This is a genomic window from uncultured Microscilla sp., assembly GCF_947493425.1.
Taxonomy (GTDB): domain Bacteria; phylum Bacteroidota; class Bacteroidia; order Cytophagales; family Microscillaceae; genus Microscilla.
The window spans coordinates 15,232-41,617 of the sequence record NZ_CANLRP010000065.1 but is presented as its reverse complement, the minus strand read 5'-3'; the positions used below and the strand labels follow the sequence as shown (position 1 = coordinate 41,617).

Annotated in this window: 13 protein-coding genes; 8 read left to right on the top strand and 5 right to left on the bottom strand. The window is 41.3% G+C overall.

What is annotated here, in order from left to right; genetic code table 11:
- Nucleotides 1-422: 422 nt before the first annotated feature.
- The 5 genes from Q0954_RS17100 (at nt 423) to Q0954_RS17080 (ending at nt 5,736) form a co-directional block, all read left to right on the top strand.
- Nucleotides 423-692, top strand: a complete 270-nt coding sequence (locus Q0954_RS17100) for a hypothetical protein (protein WP_299458714.1) — start codon at nt 423-425, stop codon at nt 690-692.
- Nucleotides 693-1,377: 685 nt separating this feature from the next.
- Nucleotides 1,378-1,599, top strand: coding sequence for a hypothetical protein (locus Q0954_RS17095; RefSeq protein WP_299458713.1), 222 nt, complete (start codon nt 1,378-1,380; stop codon nt 1,597-1,599).
- 128 nt (nt 1,600-1,727) lie between these two features.
- Nucleotides 1,728-2,288 (top strand): TetR/AcrR family transcriptional regulator, encoded by a 561-nt coding sequence (locus Q0954_RS17090; RefSeq protein ID WP_299458712.1) that lies wholly within the window; start codon nt 1,728-1,730, stop codon nt 2,286-2,288.
- Nucleotides 2,289-2,538: 250 nt separating this feature from the next.
- On the top strand, nt 2,539-4,560 hold the full coding sequence (locus tag Q0954_RS17085; RefSeq protein WP_299458711.1) for an NADPH-dependent 2,4-dienoyl-CoA reductase: 2,022 nt from the start codon (nt 2,539-2,541) through the stop codon (nt 4,558-4,560).
- A gap of 174 nt (nt 4,561-4,734) precedes the next feature.
- Nucleotides 4,735-5,736 (top strand): NADP-dependent oxidoreductase, encoded by a 1,002-nt coding sequence (locus tag Q0954_RS17080; protein WP_299458710.1) that lies wholly within the window; start codon nt 4,735-4,737, stop codon nt 5,734-5,736.
- 347 nt (nt 5,737-6,083) lie between these two features.
- Here Q0954_RS17080 and sprA read toward each other — a convergent pair whose 3' ends face one another.
- The 3 genes from sprA to Q0954_RS17065 form a co-directional block, all read right to left on the bottom strand.
- Nucleotides 6,084-13,343: a cell surface protein SprA gene (sprA, locus tag Q0954_RS17075; RefSeq protein ID WP_299458709.1), complete on the bottom strand. Its 7,260-nt coding sequence runs from the start codon at nt 13,341-13,343 to the stop codon at nt 6,084-6,086.
- Between the two features lie 489 nt (nt 13,344-13,832).
- A complete protein-coding gene (gene ruvA, locus Q0954_RS17070; protein ID WP_002693871.1) occupies nt 13,833-14,417 on the bottom strand; it encodes a Holliday junction branch migration protein RuvA in 585 nt (194 codons plus the stop codon).
- 85 nt (nt 14,418-14,502) lie between these two features.
- A complete protein-coding gene (locus Q0954_RS17065) occupies nt 14,503-18,093 on the bottom strand; it encodes a two-component regulator propeller domain-containing protein (RefSeq protein ID WP_299458708.1) in 3,591 nt (1,196 codons plus the stop codon).
- Nucleotides 18,094-18,665: 572 nt separating this feature from the next.
- Between Q0954_RS17065 and Q0954_RS17060 the strand changes: the two genes are divergently transcribed.
- Nucleotides 18,666-19,430, top strand: coding sequence for a hypothetical protein (locus Q0954_RS17060; protein WP_299458707.1), 765 nt, complete (start codon nt 18,666-18,668; stop codon nt 19,428-19,430).
- A gap of 156 nt (nt 19,431-19,586) precedes the next feature.
- Here the strand turns inward: Q0954_RS17060 and Q0954_RS17055 are convergent, their stop codons facing one another.
- On the bottom strand, nt 19,587-21,023 hold the full coding sequence (locus Q0954_RS17055; RefSeq protein WP_299458706.1) for an NADP-dependent isocitrate dehydrogenase: 1,437 nt from the start codon (nt 21,021-21,023) through the stop codon (nt 19,587-19,589).
- Between the two features lie 104 nt (nt 21,024-21,127).
- On the opposite strand from Q0954_RS17055, the gene Q0954_RS17050 reads away from it, so the two are divergent.
- Both Q0954_RS17050 and Q0954_RS17045 read left to right on the top strand, forming a co-directional pair.
- Nucleotides 21,128-22,069 carry a LysR family transcriptional regulator gene (locus Q0954_RS17050; RefSeq protein ID WP_299458705.1) on the top strand — a complete coding sequence of 314 codons (942 nt, stop codon included), beginning with the start codon at nt 21,128-21,130 and terminating at the stop codon, nt 22,067-22,069.
- A 542-nt stretch (nt 22,070-22,611) separates the two neighbouring features.
- Entirely contained in the window at nt 22,612-23,025 is a 414-nt protein-coding gene (locus Q0954_RS17045) for a heme-binding protein (protein ID WP_299458704.1), read from the top strand.
- A gap of 687 nt (nt 23,026-23,712) precedes the next feature.
- Here the strand turns inward: Q0954_RS17045 and Q0954_RS17040 are convergent.
- Nucleotides 23,713-25,980, bottom strand: a complete 2,268-nt coding sequence (locus Q0954_RS17040; protein ID WP_299458703.1) for an NADP-dependent malic enzyme — start codon at nt 25,978-25,980, stop codon at nt 23,713-23,715.
- Nucleotides 25,981-26,386: the final 406 nt, after the last annotated feature.

The following is a 26,386-nucleotide window of genomic DNA, read 5'->3' as shown; positions in this document are numbered from 1 at the left end:
CCGCCATTTTTACGACTCGTCAGAAAACAAAATTCATCCAAATTAATAGGCAACTTATTTAACCCCCAATGCACTAGCAGGTTTTCGAGGACAGTTCAAGCCAAAAAAATAACCTCTCCGCCTCGCCTGCTCCGAGCTTGCCCTCGGAGGGCAGTGTCTTCATGCCCGATCGAAACTTCGTACTTTGCAAACTTCAGAGAGGTTTCTCATTTTTTATAAGAAAGCCCTGTAATTACGAGTATGCGACTAGTGGATTCACCATATAAGGCGCTGATTTTCAATAAATTAAACTGTTTTTTCTTTGCAAAAGGCGGGCGATTTCACTATATTTGTCTATACTTTCACGGTGAAAGTAAAGCCCAAGAGGTAAGTTTTGACCGACCTCCTCAAGGGCTTTTGTTAAATACAAGTTACTTAACAATATGCAAGTTACTCAAAATTTGAATGGGCAACAAACTTGCCCTGTGCTTGACCTTCAAGACATTATTTTAGATTTATTCCATCAAAATCTAATGGCTCGGCTCGAGGCATTGGCTTTTGATGCTCAAGAGTTATTAGAAGCAAACGCCCAACCTGCCGAAGATTTGGCACCCCAAAAAAAACTGGCAGCCCAACTACGGCTGATGTCAACCCATATACACCACCTCAGCAACGATGTAGAGGTTTGGCAATATTTGCAGCAAAATAAATAGTTATAAAAAAGCCCTCTGAAATAATCATCAGAGGGTTTATTCTACAGATGCAAGATATTTAAACTCAGAGGTACAAAGTGTTGCCATTCCTCAATCTATGATCAACATTTTGCCCAAAGTATATACACTTACTTGGAGGCAGTAGCACTTGACGCCAACGCTTCGCTAGCACTGTTCGAAAACCAAGAATACACATCGCCTCAGCTCGTGCCTCCACCATAGCCGTTAGGCTACTATTTTTTTACCTCATGAAACATCTTTCAGTATTTAAATTTTGGCGATTCGATAAGCGCGTGGGGACTCTCGCTGAGGCGGTGACGGTATTTTTAAGTGATTTTTTTACTATGCTCCTCTTAACCTGACGGCTATGGTGTCTCCACGAGCTGATCGGAACTCTGAAAAACACTATTTACAGGCGCTACAACGAGGCGATTTAGCTTTGCTGAGCACCGATATACATCGGTATCTAAAGACTCGTAAACTCGGTTGGGAAGACACAAACCGAGGCGAAAAAATAATAGGGTAGAGTATAAAAACCAGATTTTCGATACAAAGCACTTACCCAATTTTTAAAAACAATTCTAGCCCACCAAAACAAGTAACCCTACTTGTGGCTTATAGCTCATGACCTTTCATTACTTAAGGTTAAAAAGCTTTATATTGACAAGCAAAAAACAAACACCCAATGACTCAAGATTTTAAGAATATAGCTGAAGCTTTCGAGTGGTTTATGAACAATGTATACCCGGGTTTGTCTACTGCGCACAAGCTCAAACTTAAGGACGTAAAGTATGATTATTACCACCCCCAAAAAAGAGCGGTGTCAGAAAAACGTATGCGAAGGGTATTGAGCGAACATGGGCAGGTAGAAGACATTGTACGCTATCATGTAAGAGGGCGAAAGTAGTTTGCCTACTGCTTCGCTCACCTCCTTCCTTTGCCCACACAATATTTCGCCCCGTTATTTTTTTCTTCTATAAAATATTTGAAATTCTCAGCCTTTCCATATACTTTTACATACTAAACGTTCAGTAAATGCCCATAAAAAAAACCACCAAAGAAGAAATTATTGCTATTTGTACCCAGGTTTTCCGCAAGCAGGGGTATTACCGCACCACGCTCGATCAGCTTGCCAAGGCTAATGGGTTGACTAAGGGGGTATTTTATCATCATTTCAAAAACAAAGAAGCAATTATGCAAGAGGTGCTCAAAGCTTCTTATAGTTACTTCAAAGCCAAGGTATTCTCTATTGCTTACCAAGACCAAATGCCTGCTTATGACCGTATGCAGCAAATGATTGAAGCGTCAAACCGGGTGTTTTCTAAAGACTGTCAAGGTTGTATTTTTGCCAATACTGCGCTGGAAATCACCCATATAGAAGAAGCTTTTGCTGAGTTTACAAAAGTCTTTTTTATAGATTGGGAACGGGCTTTTGTGTACATTTTAGAGAACGAATATCAACCCAATAAGGCGCAACAGCTGGCGCATCAGATCATTGCCGATATTGAGGGTTCGTTGATTTTGATGCAGGTACACAAAAACAAGGATTTTCTGATAAAAGCTTTTGAACGTACAATGCGGCACCTTGGCAGTTAATGCCTTGGTGGGTGGCATGGAAAAGTGTCATATTTGCAAATATGACAAAATAATTCTTAAACTTTTAACTATGTCGACTAGTTTAAGCCTTTTGACTAGTTGTATAAGTTTTTACATACTGATCGTTCAGTAAAATCAACGTCCTCACCTGTAATGGTTGGGTGGCTTAAGAAATACTTGTAGCTTATAGTTCACAGCTTGCTACTACATATCACTACAAAACCAATGATTTAAAAAGTATAAAAAAATTATGTACGACAAATTACTTTCACCACTTGACTTGGGTTTTACTACCTTAAAAAACCGGGTATTGATGGGCTCGATGCACACCATGCTCGAAGAAGCACCTAATGGATTTGAACGCGCAGCAGCTTATTATGCCGAACGTGCCAGAGGGCAGGTAGGGTTGATTGTGACGGGTGGGATTGCTCCTAATGCTGAGGGTTCGGTAGCTCCAGGAGCCGCCAAGCTTGACGAACCTAAGGAGGTGGCAAAGCACCAACTCATTACCGAAGCTGTACACAAAGAGGGAGGTAAAATATGTATGCAAATTTTGCACACCGGACGCTACGCTTACCACCCAATGGCAGTGGCACCTTCGCCTCTTAAAGCGCCTATTGCTCCTTTTCCTCCCAAAGAACTGGACGCAGCTGGGATAGAAAAACAAATTTCGGCTTTTGTCAATTGTGCAGCCCTGGCACAAGAGGCAGGCTACGATGGGGTAGAGGTGATGGGCTCAGAGGGTTATTTGATTAACCAGTTTATTGCAAAAAAAACCAACAAGCGCGAAGATGAATGGGGAGGTGCTTATGAAAACCGGATCAAGTTTCCGACTGAAATTGTAAGAAGGGTACGCGAAAAAGTTGGTCCTGATTTTATCATTATCTATCGTTTGTCTATGCTTGACCTGGTAGATGATGGCAGTACCTGGGACGAAGTGGTGACCCTTGCCAAAGAAATAGAAAAAGCAGGCGCTACCATTATCAATACGGGCATTGGCTGGCACGAAGCACGTATTCCTACCATTGGTACTGTAGTGCCACGTGGTGGTTTTGCCTGGGTAACCAAGCGTATGATGGGCGAAGTAAACATTCCTTTGATTGCTACCAACCGTATAAATACCCCCGAAATAGCCGAACAAGTGCTGCAAGAGGGTTGCGCTGATATGGTGTCTATGGCGCGTCCGTTTCTCGCTGATGCGTTTTTTGTACAAAAGGCTATGGACAATAAGTCTGACGAAATCAATACTTGTATTGCCTGTAACCAAGCTTGTCTTGACCACACTTTTCAGGGCAAACTTACTTCTTGTTTGGTAAATCCAAGGGCTTGCCATGAAACCGAACTCAACTATACCCCTGCCGAGCAAAAGAAAAAGGTGGCAGTGGTAGGAGCCGGACCAGCAGGGCTTGCCAGCGCTACAGTATTGGGCGAACGTGGGCATACGGTAGATTTGTTTGAGGCTGAAGGCGAAATTGGTGGACAGTTTAATATGGCCAAGGTGATTCCGGGCAAAGAAGAGTACGGCGAAACTATTCGTTATTATGATGTAATGCTCAAAAAATATGGGGTAAATGTACACCTTAACCACCGGATAACGCTCGCTGAGTTGGTAGCAGGTAATTATGACGAAATCATCATTGCTACTGGGGTTACACCACGCAAAGTTACTTTTGAAGGTGCCCACCACACCAAGGTATTGAGTTATGTAGATGTGTTGTATAAAAACAAGCCTGTAGGCAACAAGGTAGCTATTATTGGGGCTGGAGGGATTGGCTTTGATATGGCGGAATTTTTGGCGCACCAGCCAGCACACCAATCACCAAGCCTCAATACTGCCGACTACATGAAAGAGTGGGGAGTAGACATGGAGTATAGCAAAGGTGGTGCGCTTACTACTGCCGAACCTGCCCCGTCGCCCCGTGAAATTTATTTGCTCAAACGCTCTACTGGCAAGCACGGCAAAAACCTAGGAAAAACCACTGGGTGGATTCACCGTAGCAGCCTGAAAATGAAGGAGGTAAAGATGATGGGGAATGTAGAATACCAAAAGGTAGATGATGCCGGGTTCCACATTGTGCGCGATGGCAATCCTGAGGTACTTGCGGTAGACCATGTGGTGGTATGTGCCGGACAAGAGCCTCTACGCGATATGTACGAAGAACTTAAGGCAAAAGGATTGAGTGTTCATTTGATTGGTGGGGCAAATGTAGCCGCCGAACTGGATGCTAAAAAAGCCATCAATGAAGCTTCTTATTTGTGTGCGAAGCTGTAGAGACGCAAGCTTTTAGCGACAAGCCGCAAGCGTACCCTGTGCTACAGGTAGCTATTTATTTTATATCACGCTGATGGCTTGCAAACCAGCTTCAAGGCTTTAGATTAAGGTTGTATAAGCTACTGACTATCAATTATTCATAAATCACAAACAATAACTAAAACACCCAAAACAATGAACAAACAAGTAATTCTAAAACAACGCCCGGTGGGTTTGCCAGATGAGTCTACCTGGGAAACAGTAAAAGCTGATATCCCTTCCGCAAAAGAGGGCGAAGTAGTAGTAAAACAACACTATATTTCGCTTGACCCGGCTATGCGTGGTTGGATGAACGACGCCAAGTCTTATTTGCCTCCTGTGGGCATTGGCGAGGTAATGCGTGCCGGATCGGTAGGCGAAGTAGTGGAATCTAAACACCCTGATTTTCAGGTGGGCGACTATCTTTCAGGTTGGGGTGGTGTACAGCAATATGCGGCTACTGATGCTAAGGGCTGGTTTAAGGTAGACCCTAATTTGGTGTCGTTGCCTACTTACATTGGTACTTTAGGTATGCCCGGTATGACTGCTTACTTTGGTATTCTCGAAGTGGGTAAAATCAAGGAAGGCGAAACAGTGCTAATTTCGGGTGCAGCTGGTGCGGTAGGTAGCATTGCCGGACAGATTGCCAAAATCAAGGGCTGTAAAGTAGTAGGCATTGCAGGAGGTGCCGAAAAATGCGCTTATTTAAAAGATGAGCTTGGCTTTGATGGTGCTATCGACTACAAGAATGAGGATATTCATGCTGCCATCAAACGCGAATGTCCTAAAGGAGTAGATGTGTACTTTGATAATGTAGGGGGGGATATTTTGGATGCAGCACTTGCCAATTTGCGTATGCATGGACGCGTTCCATTGTGTGGAGCTATCTCACAATACAACAGTACCGAGGGCATTGCAGGACCTAAAAACTATTTGTCGTTATTGGTAAACCGAGGCACTATGCAAGGGTTCATTATTTTGGATTATGCCAAAGATTATCAAAAGGCTGCCATGGAAATGGGCACCTGGATGTCACAAGGTAAGCTCAAAAGTCGAGAAGATGTACACGAGGGCATCGAGAACTTTAGAGAAACTTTTTTGCGTTTGTTTAGTGGTGAAAAACTGGGCAAACTGGTGTTGAAAGTGATGGATAACTAATTTAGTAGCAAGCTTTGAGCGATAAGCTTCAAGTCGCTCCCTGTTTAACTTTGTTGAGCTCATCACAGCAAGCTACAGATTCGGTTCACAGGTAGCTAACAATTCATAGTGCATTAACTTTCAGTGGGTTATGAATTTAATAGTTAGAAACCTCAACAGGAGCAAGTCCTTAGGTACCGATGCATATTGGTGCTTTGAGCAGTGAGCCACAAGTAAAAAAGCCTGTTTCTAGTGTTAGATAGAAACAGGCTTTTTGCTTTATAATGGCTATATAGTTGCTAACCACTTGCAGCTTGTCGCTCATGGCTTGTAGCTTTATATTGCTGGCCACTTACAGCTTATAAACGCTACTGCGCCAGGTTATACCTCAACTGAAAACCCACATTGGTAGTACTGCGTGGGAACGAACTCGAAATTCGTGGAGTGTTGATATTGCGTTCGAAGTAAAACTGAAAGTTTAGCTTTGAGTTGACCATATAGCTAATCACTGGCTTTAACTGAAAGTTGATGTTTCCTCCCGTAATGGTTTGAACATCGTCTAGTTTACGCTGTACTGTTTTGGTATCGCGAATGGTAAAATCAAGTCTTAGGTTCAGGTCATTTTTAAGTACAATAAACTCCCCTCCCGACTTGAACGGCAAGCGTAACCCTTTCTTATTATAACCAATCCCTACCACAAAATCTTTGTTGTTGATTTCGGTTACCTGACGGTTGTTCATGTTCAAGGTAAGCGATCGGTTACGGTTGTAGTCTACCCGCACGCTTAAGTTGCCATTAGTACGAACATTTACACCTATTACCGGAGCAAACTTTTCTTGTAAGGTCACCGATTGAATCACAAATACAGGTACATACTCTCCATTTTCGTTCACCTCGGTTGGTATAATATAGTCAGATACACTGTTTCGAATATCTAAAAACTGACTGCCGTAATTCAACGAACTGGTATAAGAGTTTACATTATAAGAAGAGCTATAGCTATGACGCAAGGTAAAACTTGACAACAATGATTTAAAAGGTTCTATTTTAGAAAGCCCCGAATAAGTCACTTGCCAGTTGGGCAACGGAATTGCCGGAAAAGCTGACAAATTAATATCGTTGGGTGATGTGCCCGAATAGGCTGATAAAAATGCTGGAATCAATACATCTTGCGAGTTTTGGGTGTACTCTCCTCCCCCACTGCTGTTCAAACGCCGCAAACGATCCTGAATAATAGCCCTGTGATTGGTAAAAGACTGAAAAATAGCCGATTCATTGTCACCATTATCAGCGCTAAAAGCAGTATGAAACGAAAGGTATGAAATACGATAGCTTCCTTGCAATACAGGGGTTTGACTTTCAAACACGGGGTTATCAGGATCGCCTACATTTCGGAATAGTTCCTGGTAGCCTGCCGAACGGGTTTTACGGGCTTCCAGCTGAATCTTTAACCCGTTGAAAGGCTCTATTAATGCCCTGATACTGAGGTTTTCCTGCAAACGTTGCGAAAACGGGGTATTCAGCGAATTACCAGTGGCAAGCCAATTATTTTCTACTGAGGTAGCTTTAATCTCTGAGCTTTGCCCACCTAAGATAAAGTCCCAACCTGGAGCCGCAAAGCTACTGTCGAGCCCAAAAAAGCTAGGGTTAGGCATAAAACCCGCTACTTGGGTTTCTTCCTGCAAGGTATACTTTACGCTCACCGTACGCAAAGATAACAAAGGACGCATAAATGCCCTGAGCACATTCAAGCGTGACTCAGCACGGGCAATACTGTCTACTCTTTTCTTTTGGGCTGGCGGCAAACTGGCGTAGTTTTTAGGCTTTTTGGTACGTCTTGCGGGTCCATCTACCCTTTTCAGTAACTTTACTTTTCGGTAAAGGTTTCTAAAATTAAAGTTGGTATTTAACCCTCTTTGTCTGGTGTTTCGGATAGTATTACCCAAAGAGTCTACCACCCGCAACGAGCCCGCTGTCCAGTTATACCCTGCACTATAGTTTGCCGTGGCAGTAATCCAGGCAGTCAGCGGAATTTTGTCTAAAGGTAATTTATAGTTGGCACTAATGGTTTGGGTAAAGTTTTTCATCCGCCCCAAACGCTGAATATTGTTCAACACCGAGTCGCGTTTCTCATCAGTATCTAAATCGCCAAAGGGCTCATCAATCAATGCATTGGCGGTAGCATTGTAGTTCAACAACAAATTACGACTCAAGTTCCAACTCACATTGTACAAACGATTGAAAGTAAACAGTTTTTCAAAAGTAGGGTCAATGCCTTGAATAGTCAGGTCTGAGTTGCGCAATTGGGTACGCCTAAAGCTTCTGTCCAGGTCTCCCCTTATGGTAATGCTTGTAGGTAAAAAGTTGAGGTTAAAATCACGGATCAAGGCAAGCCAGGGAGATTTAAAAGCCCTCACTTTTTTGAAAGGTTCCCAAGGCTTCGCTTTGTTTTGGAAATTATATGCCAACGACCATTTTTGATTTTGAATCAAATACGATTGAATATTGATATTACTACGGGTTTCTTCACTTACTGCCCAGGTTGCCGATAGGTTTTCTATGTCCCAAAAATTGTTTTTGGCTTTTGGGTTCGTTTTTACCTTGCGTACATTCGTAAAGTTAATACTCTTGCGTTCGGTATTGTCTTCTACCAGTTTTCGATAATCTTTTCGGGCATCGTCGCTGGGCAAACTCTGCAAATATGCCGACAGGGGCACATCAGGATCCAGCGGATTAAACTGGGGCGAGATATTGCTCCGTTCATAGCTCACAAACATAGGGATTTTAAGCCCTACTTTTTCAGGAATAAATTTGTCAAGTGCTACATTTGCCGAAATGTCATACTCAAAAGTACGCTCTCGTGCTCTCTCCGATATTTTTTGATTGATGTTACCAAAACCAAAAGTAGAATATTTGCCCGATGCGGTGATTTGAGCAAAATCGGCGAGTTTCATCTGAAGCCTCGCCAATGCTGCCCAACCCGCCGTTTGGTCAAACTCTGCTACCCGTAGTTCGTTCATCCAGACAGTCACACTTTTGGCTTGTTTGTCATCAGTCACTCCCTGGTCAGGATTACGTACCCCCATCATGACAGTTTGTATGGCGCTCATATCCGGATTACCCACTACCGAGATAGTGTATTTATCGTATTGCCTGGGATAAGGAATGGTCACATTAGACAGGTTTTGATTGCGCTCTAGCTTGGTTCTGTACAATTCCTCAAAAGGTACATCTATATTGTTCAAAGCAGGCCAAATAGTATCGACCAATGAAGCATCAGTACCCAAAGGAGTCAGTTTTAGAGGCACCTCAATCTCGTAATAGTTTTCGGTAAAGTCAGTACCCAAACGAATAAATGCGGTCACCTGACCAGATCGGGTAGTAGTACCTTCGGGGGCTTCGGCGTGAATAAACATACGGACTCTTTTGTAGTTGATAAAATCCATATTTACATTTTTAAACACTGCCCTGGCATCTTTGTTCTTCAACCCTTCTACACTCATCAACAACGATTGCTCATTAAACAAACGATTGTTTTGAGTAGTCCTGTCCTGATCACGAATAACTCCTGGAGGCAATACATAAGGGGTAACATTGGCACTTGCCTGGCTGTTTTCTTCTATGTTGATAGTGGCTACTGTAAAATTAGCATCATAAGGCTCTATAGGTTGCCCCAGAGTTTTGTCTGACAAATCTTCAAGGTAACGTCTCCATTGATTGGCCACCAACTGATAACGGGCAAAACGCAACACGACCGGGTTTTGAAACTTAGTCATAAACATTCGCAAAAAGCGAATAGATTTAAAGCCTTGAATATTGCCCACCTTGCTGTCGAACTCACGGATAGGAATACGAAATAAGTACCAGCTAGACCCGGTTGACTTCTCTCCATTCCCCTCTACTTTGTCTACAATGTAGTTTTTACCCACTACCAAGTCTTCCTTACGAATAGAAATTTTGTATTGATAATATGCCTCAAGGTCAGAAATGGTATTATCCTCGTTCAAATCCTCATTATCAGGATCATTGGTAGACGAGGTACTAATATTACCAGCAATGGTGGCAGTAGAAGAGTTATTTTCTAAACCGTTGAAATTTTTATAACGCTCAAGCACTTTAGCATCTACTCCATTGTAGTCGGGGCTTAGGTAGTGTCTAAAATCATCTGCTGAGGGGTCATTGTCTAAGACTTGAAACGCATCAGGGTTGGTTACAATACCTCTCATTGTGTTAATATATGATTGGAAAAATTCCTGCTCTTGGTTTCCTCCTACACTCTTCAGACCATCCAACCCAATGTCTTGCTGTCCACGGGCAGCATTGTCAAAGGCATTGGTCAAAAACTGTTGCTTGGTTACAAACCCCCAGGCTGTTTCGTCAGAGTTGGCACTGCTGGTACCCTCTACTGCCAAGCCATTTTCAAAAGCGTGTCTGCCATCTTTCATAACATCTTCCGACACACTCCCTAAGTTAATGTATAATTCACCCGATCCGGTAAAGTTTTGATTTACCCTTCCGTCGCGTACCACACCCTTGGCTCCATCAATATAAGGGCTCATCATCCAAAACTCCAGGTACTCTACGTTGGCATTGTCAAAGTCAATATCGGTTTTAATGGCGTGGGTAATGGCACCAAAGCTACTGGCAGGGTTTTTCAGCAAACCATTGGCATCCAGGTCAGGATTATAGTTATAAGGTCCGCGCTCTGACGGAAAGTAAGCGACATCAAAAATCACTTCGTTGGTGTTTACTACCAGATTGTCTTGTCCTCTGAATATCTCTTGTGGAGTAATGGCCCGCACAAAGTGGTTATCCATGTCTTCTTCACTAATATTGTCGGGTTTGTTGCCACTGTTTACACTATTATAAAACACACTACCATCTATGTTGTACCAAGCCATTTTTGCCCGACGGTAAGTATATTCCAAACGGTTGGCAGCGGTACCCTGTGGAATCAGTTGAGGAGTAGAACCCAGTTTCCAGCTGGTATGTGCGCTACGCACCAGGTTAAAAGCAGTACGGGTTCCTTCAAAATCATCTATATAGGACTTTTGCCCACTGATAGGCGAAGCTCCCGGACGAAGCTGGGCAAACTCTGCGTTAAAATCTATAGTAGATTTTTCTTTAGTCTGAATGAGTGGAATTTTATCTACCAAACGAGTCAAAAAGCGTGAATCTGACTTATAGTTAATGTCAAACCCCCAAATAGTGTTGTTAATGGGCTCTTCACCAATGTTGGTTCGGGTAATCACCGGGCGCTCTCTTAGGTTGAGCACCGTGGCTCCAATGATAAAATCTTTGTTGATGTGGTAGTCTAGTCGGGTTCCAAATAAACGACGGGTTTGAAAGTTAAACAAATCAGCCTTTTCATAATCAATCTTAATCTCCTTGCCTGAATTCAAAATTGCTTCGTTGATAATAGTTACCCGCCCACTGGCATAGTCTACAGTATAGTCGGTACCCTCGGTCAAAGGCGTGTTTCCAGCCGTTACCCTTACCGACCCTTCGGCAATGTTGATACCGGGCAAAGTTACATCGCTCGACGAACTTGCCTCAAACCCTCCCGTCAGGAAAAACTTGTTTTTATTGGCTGCCTGTAGTGCATCTGCCTGCGTAGTCCGGTACAACTCATCAAACACATATTTGTTTACCAAGCCTATCTCAGTGACTGGATCAAACCAACCATTGGGATTAAACCCATTGGCACGTGGGCCCCGTACCAGGTTACTACTACCGAAAGGCTCCAACACCGGAAAAATTATTTTTCCCTTTTCAGGATCAATGGTAATGCCGCTGACATAGTCAAAGTTTCCATCTTTTTGCGGGTCATTTTGCTGGTTCAGATTATCAAGATTCATGACCTGTAGCAAAGGAATATCTTTTGTACGAATCCCTTCCTGCAAGCTTGGGTTGTCTATGCCTGTAAGGTCATCTTTATAGATAATGCGTAACTGAAAGTTTTCCTGGGCTATTTGGGTGGCATCTAAAGAATAAATATTTTTCATCATCAAGTCCCAGGTAGGCAAATCTACCTGAATAGACGAAGGACGCAACATTTTAAGGTAAATCACCTCATCATCACCCCTGTCCTGATAGTCTTCGCTTAGTTCCCCTACCTTGTAGCTTTGCCCATTGTAAGTATACTCAAACGACACCGCAAGAATTTCATCGTTCTTCAGGGGAGCATTCAAGCTCACATAGCCCAGCTGCGGGTGCATAGTATATTCGTTGTCGCTGAGCTTACGTGAACCACGCAACAATACAAAGTCTTCGTTGCTCTTAAAACCTAAGGTAGTTTCTAACTGTTGGGTGGCAGCATCAGCATTAGTAATAGAACTTACTTTACCAAACAAATCATTGGCGCCGTTGTTAGCTGCCGGGTTAGTACCCACAGGGTTTACTACTGAGGTGTTTTTAATCCGGCTGTTTTCGCCAAGGTCAATTAAACCTACAATATTTCGCAAAGTTTGGGTATTGTTGGTACGGTTGGTTACGTATACCTCTACCCTGGTAATATTTAGCCCAGAGGTAATCACTGGCAAACCACTCAGCCAGGTTTCGTATTGGTTTCTGAAAAAATGTGATAGGAAAAAATGGCGGTTTTCTTCGTATTTATCAGCACGTATTTCAAAGTTACGGCGCTGGGCTCCTCCTTGCAAAACGATCTGATCTGCCTGAGCTCTTTGGTTAGAATATACCCCTCGCACAAACAATTTACCAAAGCGAAGAGTTGTAGTAAGACCAAACAAGTTTTGGGCACCTGGAATCAAGGTACTTTGAAGCGGAAAGCTTACGTTACCAAAGTCAAGTTTTTGAATAATATCTTCTTCTTGTGGGGTGTACTCTACCTTGAAGTTGTTTTGAAACTGAAAACTGGACTTGGTGTCTTGGGTCAATGATATTTTCAAACGGTCACCCACCTGTCCGGTCAGGCTAATGTTAAGGTGAGGGTCAAAATTAAAGTTAGTATTACGCTGTTGGCGTATGGGCAACGTTGGGTTTCTTACCCTTTGCGAACGTACTCCAAAATCAAGATTCAAAAAACCAGTAGTGGTAAATTTGATCAACCCAAGTGGGGTTTTAATGGGAGGAATCAATACTTGATTTTTTTTACTGCCCAGCGTACTGCTGTTTTTTTCGCCAAAGGCTACATCTTTCCAGTACTTTTGGCGCTCTCGGTCTTCCTGAATTCTGCTTATCTCATCGGTAGTAAGCACTGTAGGTGGGCGGTAAGAGGTTTTACCCAGGTTTTCGTCTACTACAAAACGGTTTCCGGCACTATCGGGCAACAACTTAATCGTAGTTTTTAGGTTAGAGGGTGCTCCATAAATCAACCTTGACTTGTGGCCATTGCTAATAATAGGATCACCGTAGCGATCTTTGGGCACAAATACGGGTGGTTTAAACCTATTGTATTGTACAGGCTTTTTAGTTTTAGTACTGTCAGTATCACTACGCGACCTCTGGTAGGCAACTTTCATTTGCTGCCACACACTGTCGGGTATAGATGCATACTTTCCAGCAGGGTGTTTGACTTTGTATTGGTGAGAGGTATGTTGTAATCCTTGTCCCCACCAGGTAATAAACCAGGCGGATAATCCAACGGGTATAATATATTTCAACGACAACAAGGCGCTTGTTTTTTTAAATGTTATAAATAGTTTATAGTTGATAGTCCATAGTCGGGAGTTGGTAGTTCTTTTCAGAACCTAGCCAATTGCTCTCCCCAAACATCTACCAACTCCAATGTTTGTTAGTTAGTTTTTTCTTGCATATACAGACCATTGCCTGACCTTTTGGCAAGCCTACGGCTTTTATACTGGATGCCCAATATAAAAATGGAGAAATTTGCAGAGTTTTTCGGGTAATTTTTTCGGAAGATAAAGTTTTAGTAAACCTACAAAAATAATCTGAGCCATAAAACGGTATCTTTGCCGAGTGGACTTCCTCAAAAAACAGTTTCATAGCTTTGGCTATGCAAAGGTTTTTTGACTCGCCCACTCAACAAATATTTTGTTTTATTGGCACATCTTATTTTTTCCGCTTTACTTACTCTCAGTATATGCCTAAAGTTACGAAGTGTCAGTATTGCCTATAGAGCAGGCATTGCCTACTTTCTACATCTTAAGCGCCTCTTTAATCACATCTTCTACTTTTACATCATTGCCTTTTGTCTTAAAAATTTTTGCCACATTTTTCTCCGCTACGTTTTTGGCATAGCCCAAAGTGATGAGCGCCATAACTGCTTCGTCTTTCACGGCAGACTGCTGGGTAGCAGGAGTAACGGCTATACTGCCTACTTCTTTTTGAACTTTGTCTTTGAGCTCTAGTATTACGCGTTGGGCAGTTTTGAGCCCTATGCCTTTGATACTTTTAATTGCCTTTACATCTTCAGACGCAATGGCAGTTTGTATTTCACTCACCGACATAGACGAGAGCATGACCAAGGCGGTATTGGCACCAATGCCTGACACACTAATGAGCAATAAAAACAGTTTTTTTTCGGCTAACTCGGTAAACCCATACAGGTTTTGGGCATCTTCACGCACTTGCAACCAAGTATGTAGTTTGCAATCGCCACTTATGGGCAAGGCTGTATAGGTATTGAGCGATATGTTGATCTGATAGCCTACTCCGTGCACATCTATCACGGCAAAGGTGGGTTCTTTATGGGCGAGTTTTCCTGAAATGTATGCAAACATTGCTTGTATTATTAAATGCTATATTTATAATAAAAAGCAAGATATAAACTCTCTGAATAAATTATAACATCGGCTCTACAATTATTCAATCTATCATACTTACCAACTCGTCAAACAAGTATTGGTTCATACTAAAAGTGGCCTCTAGCAATAAATCTTTCCATTGTTGTATTTGAGGACTACCTTCGTGCGGAATACCATCTGCCAATTTTTTTAATCGCCCTATTTCGCATATTTCAATGGCTTGGAGGTCACTCACAAAAGGTTGCAAACACTGTTTGTCGGCTGCAGATAGTAAGAGTTTTTGCTGGGTTTGTTCTGTTAACAATTGGTCGGTAAGCACTACCTTATCTACCAACGAGAGGGTAAACCAAAACTGAGCACCTTTAGACGGATGGTTAGTAACTCCTATAGTTTGTTGTTGGGTTTCCAGGGCAAGTTTGCAAAAGGCAAGCCCCAACCCGGTAGACTTAATGTTAGATATGTGGTGGTTGGACAAGCTAAAGAACTTATCAAATATGGTTTGCTGCAGCTCAGGGGGCACTCCTTCACCCTCATCGGTAATACTTATTTTTACCTGGTGGTCTGTCGCTTGATTGACTTCTATCATAATGCTTGAGTTAAGCGGGGCATGCTTAATGGCATTGGTGAGCAAATTTACCAATACACGAGTAGTAAGGTCTCTATCTACCCTTACTTGATAGTCTATGTCGTGAAATCGTTGGATATACAGGTTTTTTTGTAAACTGAGTACTTGTATTTGTTCAATAGCCTCTTCTACCATTTCATACAGTTGCACCGCATCCCAATGAGGAATCAATTCGGCAGATTCCATCTTTTGCACATCGAGTATATTCAGTACCATGTGGTGCATCTGCCTTGCCGACTGTTTTATCTCAGGCGACTTGGCATAAGCCATCAAAGTATTGAGTGGGTTTTTCAGATCATGTACGATCATTCCGGTTACCCCTTGTTTAAACTCGTCGAGTTCGAGCAACTGCTCATTAATTTTACGCAACTCTTCTGCTTGGGCCTTTATTTCTTCGGTTTGGGTTTGCAGTTCTTCTGCCTGCATTTTTATCTCTTTGGTACGCTCTGTCACCTTGTGCTCTAGCACTTTTTTTTGTTTTTTCAGGTTGTGTGTACGCCACCTGACAATACCCAACACCAACGCAATAAGCAATACTACCATCAATACATAAAAAGTAGTGGTTTGCCAAAAAGGTGGGCGTACTTTCACCACCAACCGGGTTTCTTTATCGCTCAACACTCCATCGTTGTTGGCAGCTTTTACCTTAAGCACATAGGTACCTGGCGCCAGGTTGGTATAAGTCTCAAAACGCTTGGTGCCAAGGTTACGCCAGTCAGCGTCAAAGTTTTCGAGTTTGATATGGTAAGTATTTTTTTCGGGCAAAATATAGTTCAATGCCGCAAACTCAAACGAAATCACTTTGTCTTTGTAAGACAGTTCTATAGTGTCGGTTGCCCAAATAGGACGCGTCAATATGCCTTCTTTGGTGACTGGTACGGGCTGATTAAATATTTGAAAATCGGTAATCAATACTTTAGGTTTGTAAGTATTATGCACTACTTTATCAGGGTAAAACAGGTTAAAACCGTTGACCCCTCCCATCAAAATGGCTCCTTCACGGGTTTTTATACCACTCTTGGTCAAAAACTCATTGCTCTGCAAACCATTGCTGACATCATAATTTTTCCACTGGTTGGTTTCAGGGTTCAGGCAACTCAAACCTTGGTTGGTGCTCACCCACAAACGCTTTTGGTTGTCTTCTATAATTTGATGAATCACTTCGTTGGGCAAACCACTTTGAGTAGTATAACGATCAAAAAATGCTTTTCCATCTTTGTAAAATGTACGTAAGTCTAAACGGTTGAGCCCCTGATGAGTACCTACCCACAACACATCTTGCGTATCTACATACAGCGAGCTTACATAGTTGTTGCTTAAGCTTTTAGGGTTTTTGAAAGAATAGAAATAACTAGTAAATATTTCTTTTTTGGGGTCAAAACAATTGAGCCCTTCACGGGTAGCCAGCCAAAGGTTGCCTTTGTAGTCTTTTACAATATCAAGAATGGTATTATGAGACAAATTGGTGCCATTATATCTTAGCTTTTTCATATACGCTTTAGACCTTCTGCTTTGAATCTTAAAACGATACATCCCCATGCCAAGCGTGCCTACCCACAAAATATCTGGTTGGGCTTTGTCTTGATACAAAGCCCCTATGTGAGGTGAACGTAAAGCTGTTGTATCCAAGGGTTCATATCCATAATGAATAAACTTACCTGACTCAATGTCGTAATAGTCTAACCCCTGCCCTATAGTACCTACCCATATACCTTTACCGTTTACATCGGGTAACAATTTGGTTACTATATCACTGGCAATGGTGGTAGCATCTGTCGGTTCGTGCTTTAATAGTTTGATATGATGCTTTTTACGATTTACAATCGCCATAGCATTGGGTCCTTTGCCCAAACCAGCATAAATATTCCCTTGTGCATCTTCACAGAGCGCCTTTACCCAACGGCTATTTTTGTCACCCAAAGCAGTGTAATGGTCAAAGTTGTTCAAATGAGGGTTAAACGAACTAATGCCTCCATCGTAGGTACATAGCCAGATAGTACCCGCCTTATCTTCAAAAATCTGCTGAATATCGTTGCCCCCAATACTTTGCTTGTTTTGGGCATCGTGTAAGAAGCGGGCAAAGTTTTGGGTTTTAGGGTTCAACCAGTGAAACCCCTTGCGAGAACCCACCCAGGAGTTGCCTGCACTGTCTTGATAAAAACTCCAAACCGAATTGCTATTGACTGATAGAGGGTTGTTGGGATCATGCATCAGCCATTCTTCTACCTGTTGAGTGTGGGTATTAAACTTTACCAAACCAGAGTTATGGGTACACAACCATAAGATATGCGGTTGCTTTTTATCTCTCACAATCTGATTTACCCCTGTCTTGGCTGCTTTTGCCGTTCTTTGCCTAAAGCCAGGATGATTTATGTGATAAAATCTGGTAAACTGCTTCGTGTGTAAGTCTAAATACAAAATTCCCGTATTAGAACCCACCCAAAGCCCTTTGTCCTGCTCGTTTATAATACAAAAAGTAAAATTTGTTGCGGTATCAATCCCTACCTTACGATAGCGAACCCTGGTAAACTTTTGGGTAGCAGGGTCTATAAATCCAACACCTCCCCCATAAGTTGCCACCCATATCAACCCTTCTTTATCTTCATAAAGACCTTTTACTTTATTACTTGTTAAACTACCCGGCTTATTTTTATAATAATGATAGCTTGCCGTGACTTGCCCAGTAACAGGATCCATACGATTTACCCCACCACCATACATACCTACCCACAAATGACTCGCTCGGTCTTGATACAAACAAGATACATAATTAGAGATAAGTGTTTGGGAATTGCCAGGTTCGGAAGTGTACTTGGTAAAACGATACCCATCAAACTTATTCAAACCATCGGTAGTGCCAAACCAAAGTAATCCTTTTGTATCCTGCAAAACACAAGTAACCGAATTTTGTGATAAGCCCTGACGAGAGGTGAGGTTGGAAAATTTAATACCTTGAAGGCAGGATTGTGCCTGAAGAAAAGCACAAGAACCTATGATCATCATCCATACTCTACAAAGGTTCTTCATATACAGTAATTCTACTAAAAATGGTCATGTTTAAAATAGCACAAGTATGACTATTGAAAACAAAAAAGCACCTATGCTCTGATTAAAATTATACTTTTTTAATATAAAAAAGATCCAAACTGGAAACTATGCTAAATAGCAAAGCAAAAATAAGTGATTTTGTAAAACAAAACAATCAGATGTGTTTGCATCTCTATTTGCACTTATTGATTACAAAAACAAGCACCTTTCTTTCAACAGTAAAACGAAAGAGATTCAACAATTAAATTAACTCAATTAAATAAGATATTAAAAAAAACTTGGTACTTTTTCATTATACACATTACTTATGTAATCAGTCGTTGTGCATAAACCTGGCATTTATCCACCTTTCCCCGCAAGCAATATCAGAAGGTGGATGGAGCACTCCACACTTTAGGGGTTTGATAAAACCTACCCAAAATTTACTGTTTCCGGCTTGGCTGTTGGCAATAATTGAAACGAATACTGTAAATTGCCGCGTTTTATGCCACTTATTGTCAGTGGCACATATTGAAAGCTGTTAAAAGCATATTTTTATTTGAAATATAGACATGAGTAAACTTATCAACGTCACTTTTATAGATATAACAACAGGCATTACTCTGGGCATTTATGAGGTTCCACTTGAGCAACTCCCCCAATCTTTTGAGGTAGCCACTACTTTGAATATGGGAGGTTCGGACTGGAGCATTGAAGATGCTGAGCCCAAAATGGCGGAAGAGTTTATTGCTACCGGTGAGCTTACCTTAAAAATGCGCCAGCTCAAAAAGGTAAAAACAGATGATATTTTGTTTTCATTGCCTACTATCTCAGGGCATATTCCTACTGATATATCAAAAGCGACACAATTCAACGATTTTATCTTTACGATGCACGAAGACAACTGGCGTCAGTATGAGTTTTTGAACAAATCCTCTTTTCCATTAATAGATTTGGAAATTGATAAGATCAAAGAAGTAAAAACGCAACACACCAAAACAGTAGACAAATCATTGACTGCTTTTACCAAGTGTCACTTACGCACTACTATCAATACTCCTGATTTGGATATTGACCTGAATAAACTTAAAGAGTTGCTCGATGCTACCGAGTTAGGCAGCTTTGCGCTCAAAGGGTACGAAGGTTTTGTACCTGCATCTTTTGCCCTAAAAACGAGCAAAACTACTTACTATGGCAGACTGAAAGGCGATAAGGTAGTGGAACTGTCTATAGCTGACTTTTCTGAGCATACCATCAATGAGATAAAGCAGGTAGTAGATGTATTTGAGGTAGTATTTATTGATTGGTGCAACTGTGAGGTGATTGGAGCAGTATAGGGGAGCAACTACTCAATTAAAAACTGACAGGCAGCAAGCAAGGGCGATCCCTGACCCTTGTGCTGCCATCAGTACACTTTGTTAGGTGTAAAGTGATTTTAGGGAGCAAACAAGAAATAGTATACACATTTGATGGTTACTCCCTTAATCTATAATTTATTGACCTTGTCCCAAAGAAAAACTTCTTTGTCCATCAAACAAGTACAAGTTCTCAGTTTTAATCACATCTATTTGATGCTCCCAAGCCTTGCTTAGTATTTTTATAACCGACTCGTTATCAATCACATTACCCTCAGCAGTTTGGTATCGGCATCGCCAATGGTCAGTACAAAAAGTTTCTTCAAAACCTTCTGGCCATACTTTTACTCCTCGGTTGGTAATCATTGTGAGCTGAGCATCTCCATTGTTGAGTTGCTGAAGTAGTTGAGCCAATTGGTCTGCTTCTTCTCCGTTCCATTGTACAAAAATATCTACTCCCAGAAGTTCTTTCTTAGCAGGAGCTTTTCTTTCATACTTTGGCAAGTTAAAAGTAATGCCTTTTTCGTAGTGTACTTTTTCCAACACAGTTGGGTGTTGGTCTAAGTTAGCAATTACCGCATCGGCAAACTCGCTGGTGCTTACTTTTTGCTTACTTACACCTTCTTTGTACACGTCAAAAGTATGAATACCTTCTTCTACCGTTTTTAGCCAGGCATTTTGTATTTTTTCGGCTACTTCTGTTTGCCCTATATGGTTCAACATCAAGATAGCCCCTTGTAGCAATCCTGAAGGGTTGGCTACATTTTGGTTGGCAATCATTGGTGCCGATCCATGAATGGCTTCAAACATTGCACAAGAATCGCCGATGTTTGAAGAACCCGCCAAACCTACCGAGCCAGCAATTTGGGCTGCCACATCTGACACTACATCGCCATATAAATTAGGCATTACAATCACATCAAACATTTCGGGAGTATCTGCCAGTCTTGCTGCTCCTATGTCAATAATCCAATGCTCATTTTCAATATTTGGGTACTCTTCCGCTATTTCGTCAAACACTCGGTGAAACAAGCCATCAGTTTGCTTCATAATGTTGTCTTTAGTAAAACAAGTTACTTTTTTGCGTCCGTACAGTCTGGCGTATTCAAACGCGTAACGAATAATTTTCTCACAACCTGGTCGGCTAATCAGTTTCAGGCATTGTACTACTTCGTCGGTTTGCTGGTGCTCAATACCACCATACAAGTCTTCTTCGTTTTCACGAATGATGACCACATCCATATCTTTGTGCTTGGTGCTTACAAAGGGGTGTAAACTCTTGCAAGGGCGTATGTTGGCATACAAACCCAACGACTTTCGCATAGTCACATTCAAGCTTTTGTAGCCGCCTCCCTGGGGTGTAGTAATGGGGGCTTTTAGAAAAATCTTGTTTTTGCGAATGGTTTGCCAGGCATCTTTAGAAATGCCCGAAGTATTGCCTGATAAGTACACTTTTTCACCTACTTCTATTTCTTCTATGTTAATTTGTGCATTGGCTGCCTTCAATATTTTTAAGGTAGCATCCATAATCTCTGGACCTATCCCGTCTCCTTTGGCTACTGTGATTGTTTTCATGACGTTACGATTTATGTGTTTTTTGAATGTTGATGCTACAAATATCTGAAAAAATATTCATAAATTTTTATTTATATTATTAATATTATGCATAAATTTATTTTATGAACTATACACTCAATCAACTGCAAATATTCCTTAAGGTTTCTCAAACTCAGAGTATTACCAAAGCTGCCGAAGAACTACACCTGACCCAGCCTGCGGTATCAATCCAGTTAAAAAACTTTCAAGACCAGTTCCCCATTCCGCTTAGCGAAGTAGTAGGCAGGCAACTTTATATCACTGACTTTGGCAAAGAGGTAGCAGTAACCGCCCAAAAAATACTTGATGAAGTGCAAGTGCTCAACCAACAAACTCTTGCCTATAAGGGCAAGCTGGTAGGCAAACTCAAAATATCGGTAGTGTCTACCGGCAAATATATTATGCCTTATTTTCTTGCCGACTTTGTGTCTCAACACCAAGGGGTAGAGCTATTGTTAGATGTAACCAACAAAGCCAAGGTAATAGAAAGCCTCAAGAACAATGAGGTAGATTTTTCATTGGTATCAGTCCTTCCACGTAAGCTGCCTATTGAAAAATTAGAGCTTATGCAAAATAAACTTTACCTGGTGGGTAATCACCAAAAAACCTTCAAGCAAAAAATGTATAGTCAAAAAATATTCGAAAAACTCCCTTTAATCTATCGAGAGCAAGGTTCTGGCACCCGCTACACTATGGAGCGTTTTATTGAACAAAAAAACTTACCCGTTACCAAAAAAATGGAGCTTACCTCTAACGAAGCCGTTAAACAAGCCGTGATTGCCGGCTTGGGTTACTCAATTTTACCATTGATTGGTATCAAAAACGAGCTCCAAAACCAAGACTTACAGATTATCCCGGTCAAGGGTTTCCCTATTGAGTCTATATGGAATTTGATCTGGCTCCGCAGTAAAAATTTAACTCCAGTAGCACAAGCTTACCTGAACTATATAGCACAGAAAAAACAACAAATTATTGAAAGTAAATTTTCGTGGTATGAAGATAGTCTAATGCCACATAAAACATAAAACACTATATATTTGTTTGATAAGTAATCATAAAATTCTTAATTTGAAACCGTACACTTTTTTATACTAGGCGTTTCTTGTCTTTTTTGCTGGTTTTACAACATAAAAATGGACGTTGATCTGCTAAGTTGTAGGGTAAAGCCGAATTTCGTGTACCTCAGGCATCCGTTCATTTTTTTCTTTAGCTAAAAAAACGAACCAAAAAAAGCCACCGCTGTAGTTTGATCGCTAAAATTTAATCCATTGCGCCTAAAATGCTCAAACATTCGCTCGTGCCTCGCTCAGTGATCATTTTTTAACGGCTTCATTGCTTAAATTTCTTCACGCTAACAAACTAAGGCGGAAAGAAAGGCCTTGTTATTCAAGCACTTTTAAAACTGGTAAAGTTAACTTCTAAGCAAATATTAATAGCTAAAAATTAGTGTACGGTTTCAAAAATTCTTAATTACAATAAGCATGAGTCACTGATTAACAAATAACTACTTTCATTAGTTAACTTTGACTTGATAATTACAATCAATAATCACAAAACAAAAAATCAGATGTTAACATTAACTCAAGCAGAAAGAATCATTGCTGGTGCTAAAATTCAAGCTGCAGTTTTAGACACTAAAATGAATATTGCTATTGTAGATGCTGGCGCCAACTTGTTGGCTTTTGCCCGTATGGACGGTGCCTGGTTAGGCTCCTTGGATATTTCGATTAAGAAGGCCAAAACTGCCCGTTTTTTTGATATGAATACTGGCAATATTGGCGAGCTTGCCCAGCCAGGAGGTCCCTTGTACAACATTGAGCACTCAAATGGGGGCTTGATCAGCTTTCCAGGAGGAATACCCATAAAAAATTCCGAAGGTGAAGTAATCGGCGCTATTGGTGTAAGTGGCAGCACGGTAGAAAACGACCATGCAGTAGCTGAAGCTGGATTACAAATGTTGGAAGTTGAGGAAGTATCTTAGGAATGGTACCAAAATAAATTTACATTCTTAACCTCATCTTTTGAGGCTATACTTTGTTAAAAAATAGCCGAATAGCGTTGCTATTAGCCGATTTTTTGCCTCGTCTAGCAACAAAATATTTTAGCGTTACTATAGAAATTTATTTTTACACCATTCCTTAGGTATCGTTGGGAGCTTGGTAGTAACTATTTTTTTTAGTGCTACCAAGTTCTTTTAAAAATTTCTACGCTGTAGCTTAATAAAACTCCAAAAACAACCTAACCACAGAATGAAGCTCAAACTCTGTACAGCTAATCCATCGCAAGGTATCTTGGGTGGGTGAACTACTTTATTTTCCCGTTTTACTTACCAATAGTCCACAGCATTTAGTCCGTAGTCCATAGCGGATTCGAGTAAATGTTTACCCTATTAATCATTGTAAACCAATGGCGTATATTAAATTTGCGTACTTGCTTTATTTTTCAAAGGGTTTCAGTTTTACGTCTAAACACGTAATTAAATAGTTTTTAAACTTATAACCATTTGATAACCGACCAACGGGAGCTCACTGAAGGTAATCAGTAATCAACTTTGACTAAAATCACTGCGGAGTATTGACTTACATAAACTATTACTATTCATAAAAAAACCCTCCAAGAACTTATCTCAAAGGGCTGTCAATATCAACAAATGATTGCCAACAGTACTTTATGCTTCGTTATTTTGAGCATCTACCACGGCAATGGCTACCATGTTTACAATGTCACGTACCGAGCTACCCAACTGTAAAATATGTACGGGTTTGCGCATTCCTAGCAATACCGGACCAATGGCCTCAGCAAAACCCAACTCGTGCAACAACTTATAGGCAATGTTGCTTGAAGCAAGGTTAGGAAAAATCAAGGTATTGGGAGGGTTATCGCACAAATCGCTGAATGGATAGTTTTCTTTCAGCAGTGCTTGGTTTAAAGCAATGTTTGCCTGTAGTTCTCCATCTATGATCAAGTCTGGAAACAATTCTTTTGCCCGTTCAGTAGCTTTAATCATCTTATTGGGCAATTCACCACCAATAGAACCAAAGTTTGAGTAAGACAACGCCGCCATACTTGGCTCAAAGCCAAACGATTTTACAGCTTCTCTGGTCAGTCCAATAATGTCTACCAAATCGTCTACCCCTGGGTCTACATTGACCGAAGTATCGGCAAAAAACAAGGTGCGATTCTTGGCAATCATTGCATACATGCTCGCTACTTTTTTTACCTCATCTTTGGTACCTATTACCTCTAGTGCCGGGCGAATCACTTGGGGGTAGTTTTTGGTCAACCCAGAGATAAAAGCATCAGCTTCGCCCAATTCCAGCATCATGGTACCAAAATAGTTGCGGTCACGCATCATCTTTTTGCTATCATACAAAGTTACCCCTTTGCGTTTGCGCTTTTCGTACAAACGTTTCCCGTATTCTTGACAAAGCTCAGGCTCATTCAAAGGGTCAAGGATTTTACAATCATTTAGATCGAGGTGGTTTTCTTCAATAATACGCTTGATCTTATCTATATTTCCTAAAAATATAGGGGTTGCAATTCCTTCATCTCTTACAATTTGGGCAGCTTTTAATACCTTTTGATTGTCAGCCTCCCCAAAAATCACCCGTTTTGGTTTACGTTGCGCTGTTTGAATCATACGCGACATCAGTTTCTGATCAATCCCCAGACGTTTTTGTAACTCTACCTTATAGCCTTCCCAATCAGTAATGGGGTATTTGGCTACTCCTGAATCCATGGCTGCTTTAGCTACTGCGGGCGAAATGGTCGTAATCAAACGCAAATCCAGTGGTTTAGGGATCAAATACTCTTTGCCAAAACTCAACACTGAGTCGCCATACGCCCGGCTTACTACATCGGGCACGGCTTCTTTGGCAAGATCGGCAATAGCGTGCACTGCAGCCAGTTTCATTTCTTCGTTGATCTCGGTAGCCCTTACATCCAACGCCCCTCTAAATATATAAGGAAACCCTAATACATTGTTTACCTGGTTAGGGTGGTCAGAACGACCAGTGGCCATAATAATGTCTGAGCGGGTGCTAATGGCAAGATCATAGTCTATTTCAGGGGTAGGGTTTGCCAAGGCAAAAACAATGGGGTTAGTAGTCATTTTATTGAGCATTTCGGGAGTCATAATATTTCCTGCCGACAAACCCAAGAACATGTCCGCCCCCTCAATGGCATCATCCAACTCGTGTACATCTCTTGCAGTGGCAAACTGTGCCTTAATCGGATTCAGGTTTTCACGGTCTTTGCGAATCACCCCTTTGCTGTCAAGCATTACAATATTTTCTTTGCGCACCCCCAGGCTCACATACAATTTGCTACAGGCTATAGCCGAAGCTCCTGCACCATTGACTACCAGGTAAATGTCTTCTATTTTTTTACCTACTATTGACAAAGCATTAAGCAATGCTGCGCTTGATATAATGGCTGTACCATGTTGGTCGTCGTGCATCACAGGAATATTCATTTCACGACGCAGGGTTTCTTCTATTTCAAAAGATTCAGGTGCTTTGATGTCCTCTAGGTTGATCCCCCCAAAAGTGGGTTCAAGCGACTTTACAATGCGAATAAATTCTTGAGGATCAGTGCTGTCTATTTCAATATCAAATACATCTATTCCAGCAAACTTTTTAAATAGTACTCCTTTCCCTTCCATGACAGGTTTAGAGGCAGCCGCCCCAATGTTGCCCAAGCCAAGTACAGCAGTTCCATTAGAAATTACCCCTACCAGGTTGCCTTTGGCAGTATATTTATAAACATTTTCGGGGTCGTCGGCAATCTCCAGACAAGGTTCAGCCACACCAGGCGAATAAGCTAGAGCCAGGTCACGTTGAGAACCTAATGCTTTGGTAGGAATTACTTCTATTTTACCGGGTTGCCCTTGTGAGTGATAGTTAAGGGCGTCTTCTTTTCGAATTTTGATTGCCATTATCTTAAAGAATAGGTTTAAAAGTTGTTGTTAAGGTTATGGGGAAGATGACAGACCAGGCTGTGCGTTTATTTGAACAAACACTCCTGCTCTATATATAAATGTGGCTTATCCCCTCTTGATTTTCTGATACTATTTTGGTTGGTTGAGAAATAGTATATGTTGAACTTGTTTAAGGTTTAGCTTCGCTGAGCTTGCCCTAAAGGGCTGCGGTTCTCCAAATGATTCAAAACTAGCTTTTTGATTACATGCTTCGCTATGTAAATACTCATTTAGCCCTGTTAGCCCTGCTAAACTCCGTCTTACACGCCTCGCCTGAAATCAAAAATTAAATTTTTGCTCTCAAAGCATAAACCGTAAACAAGTTCGTTCAGTGTATAAATTTATTCGAATGTTACAGATATAA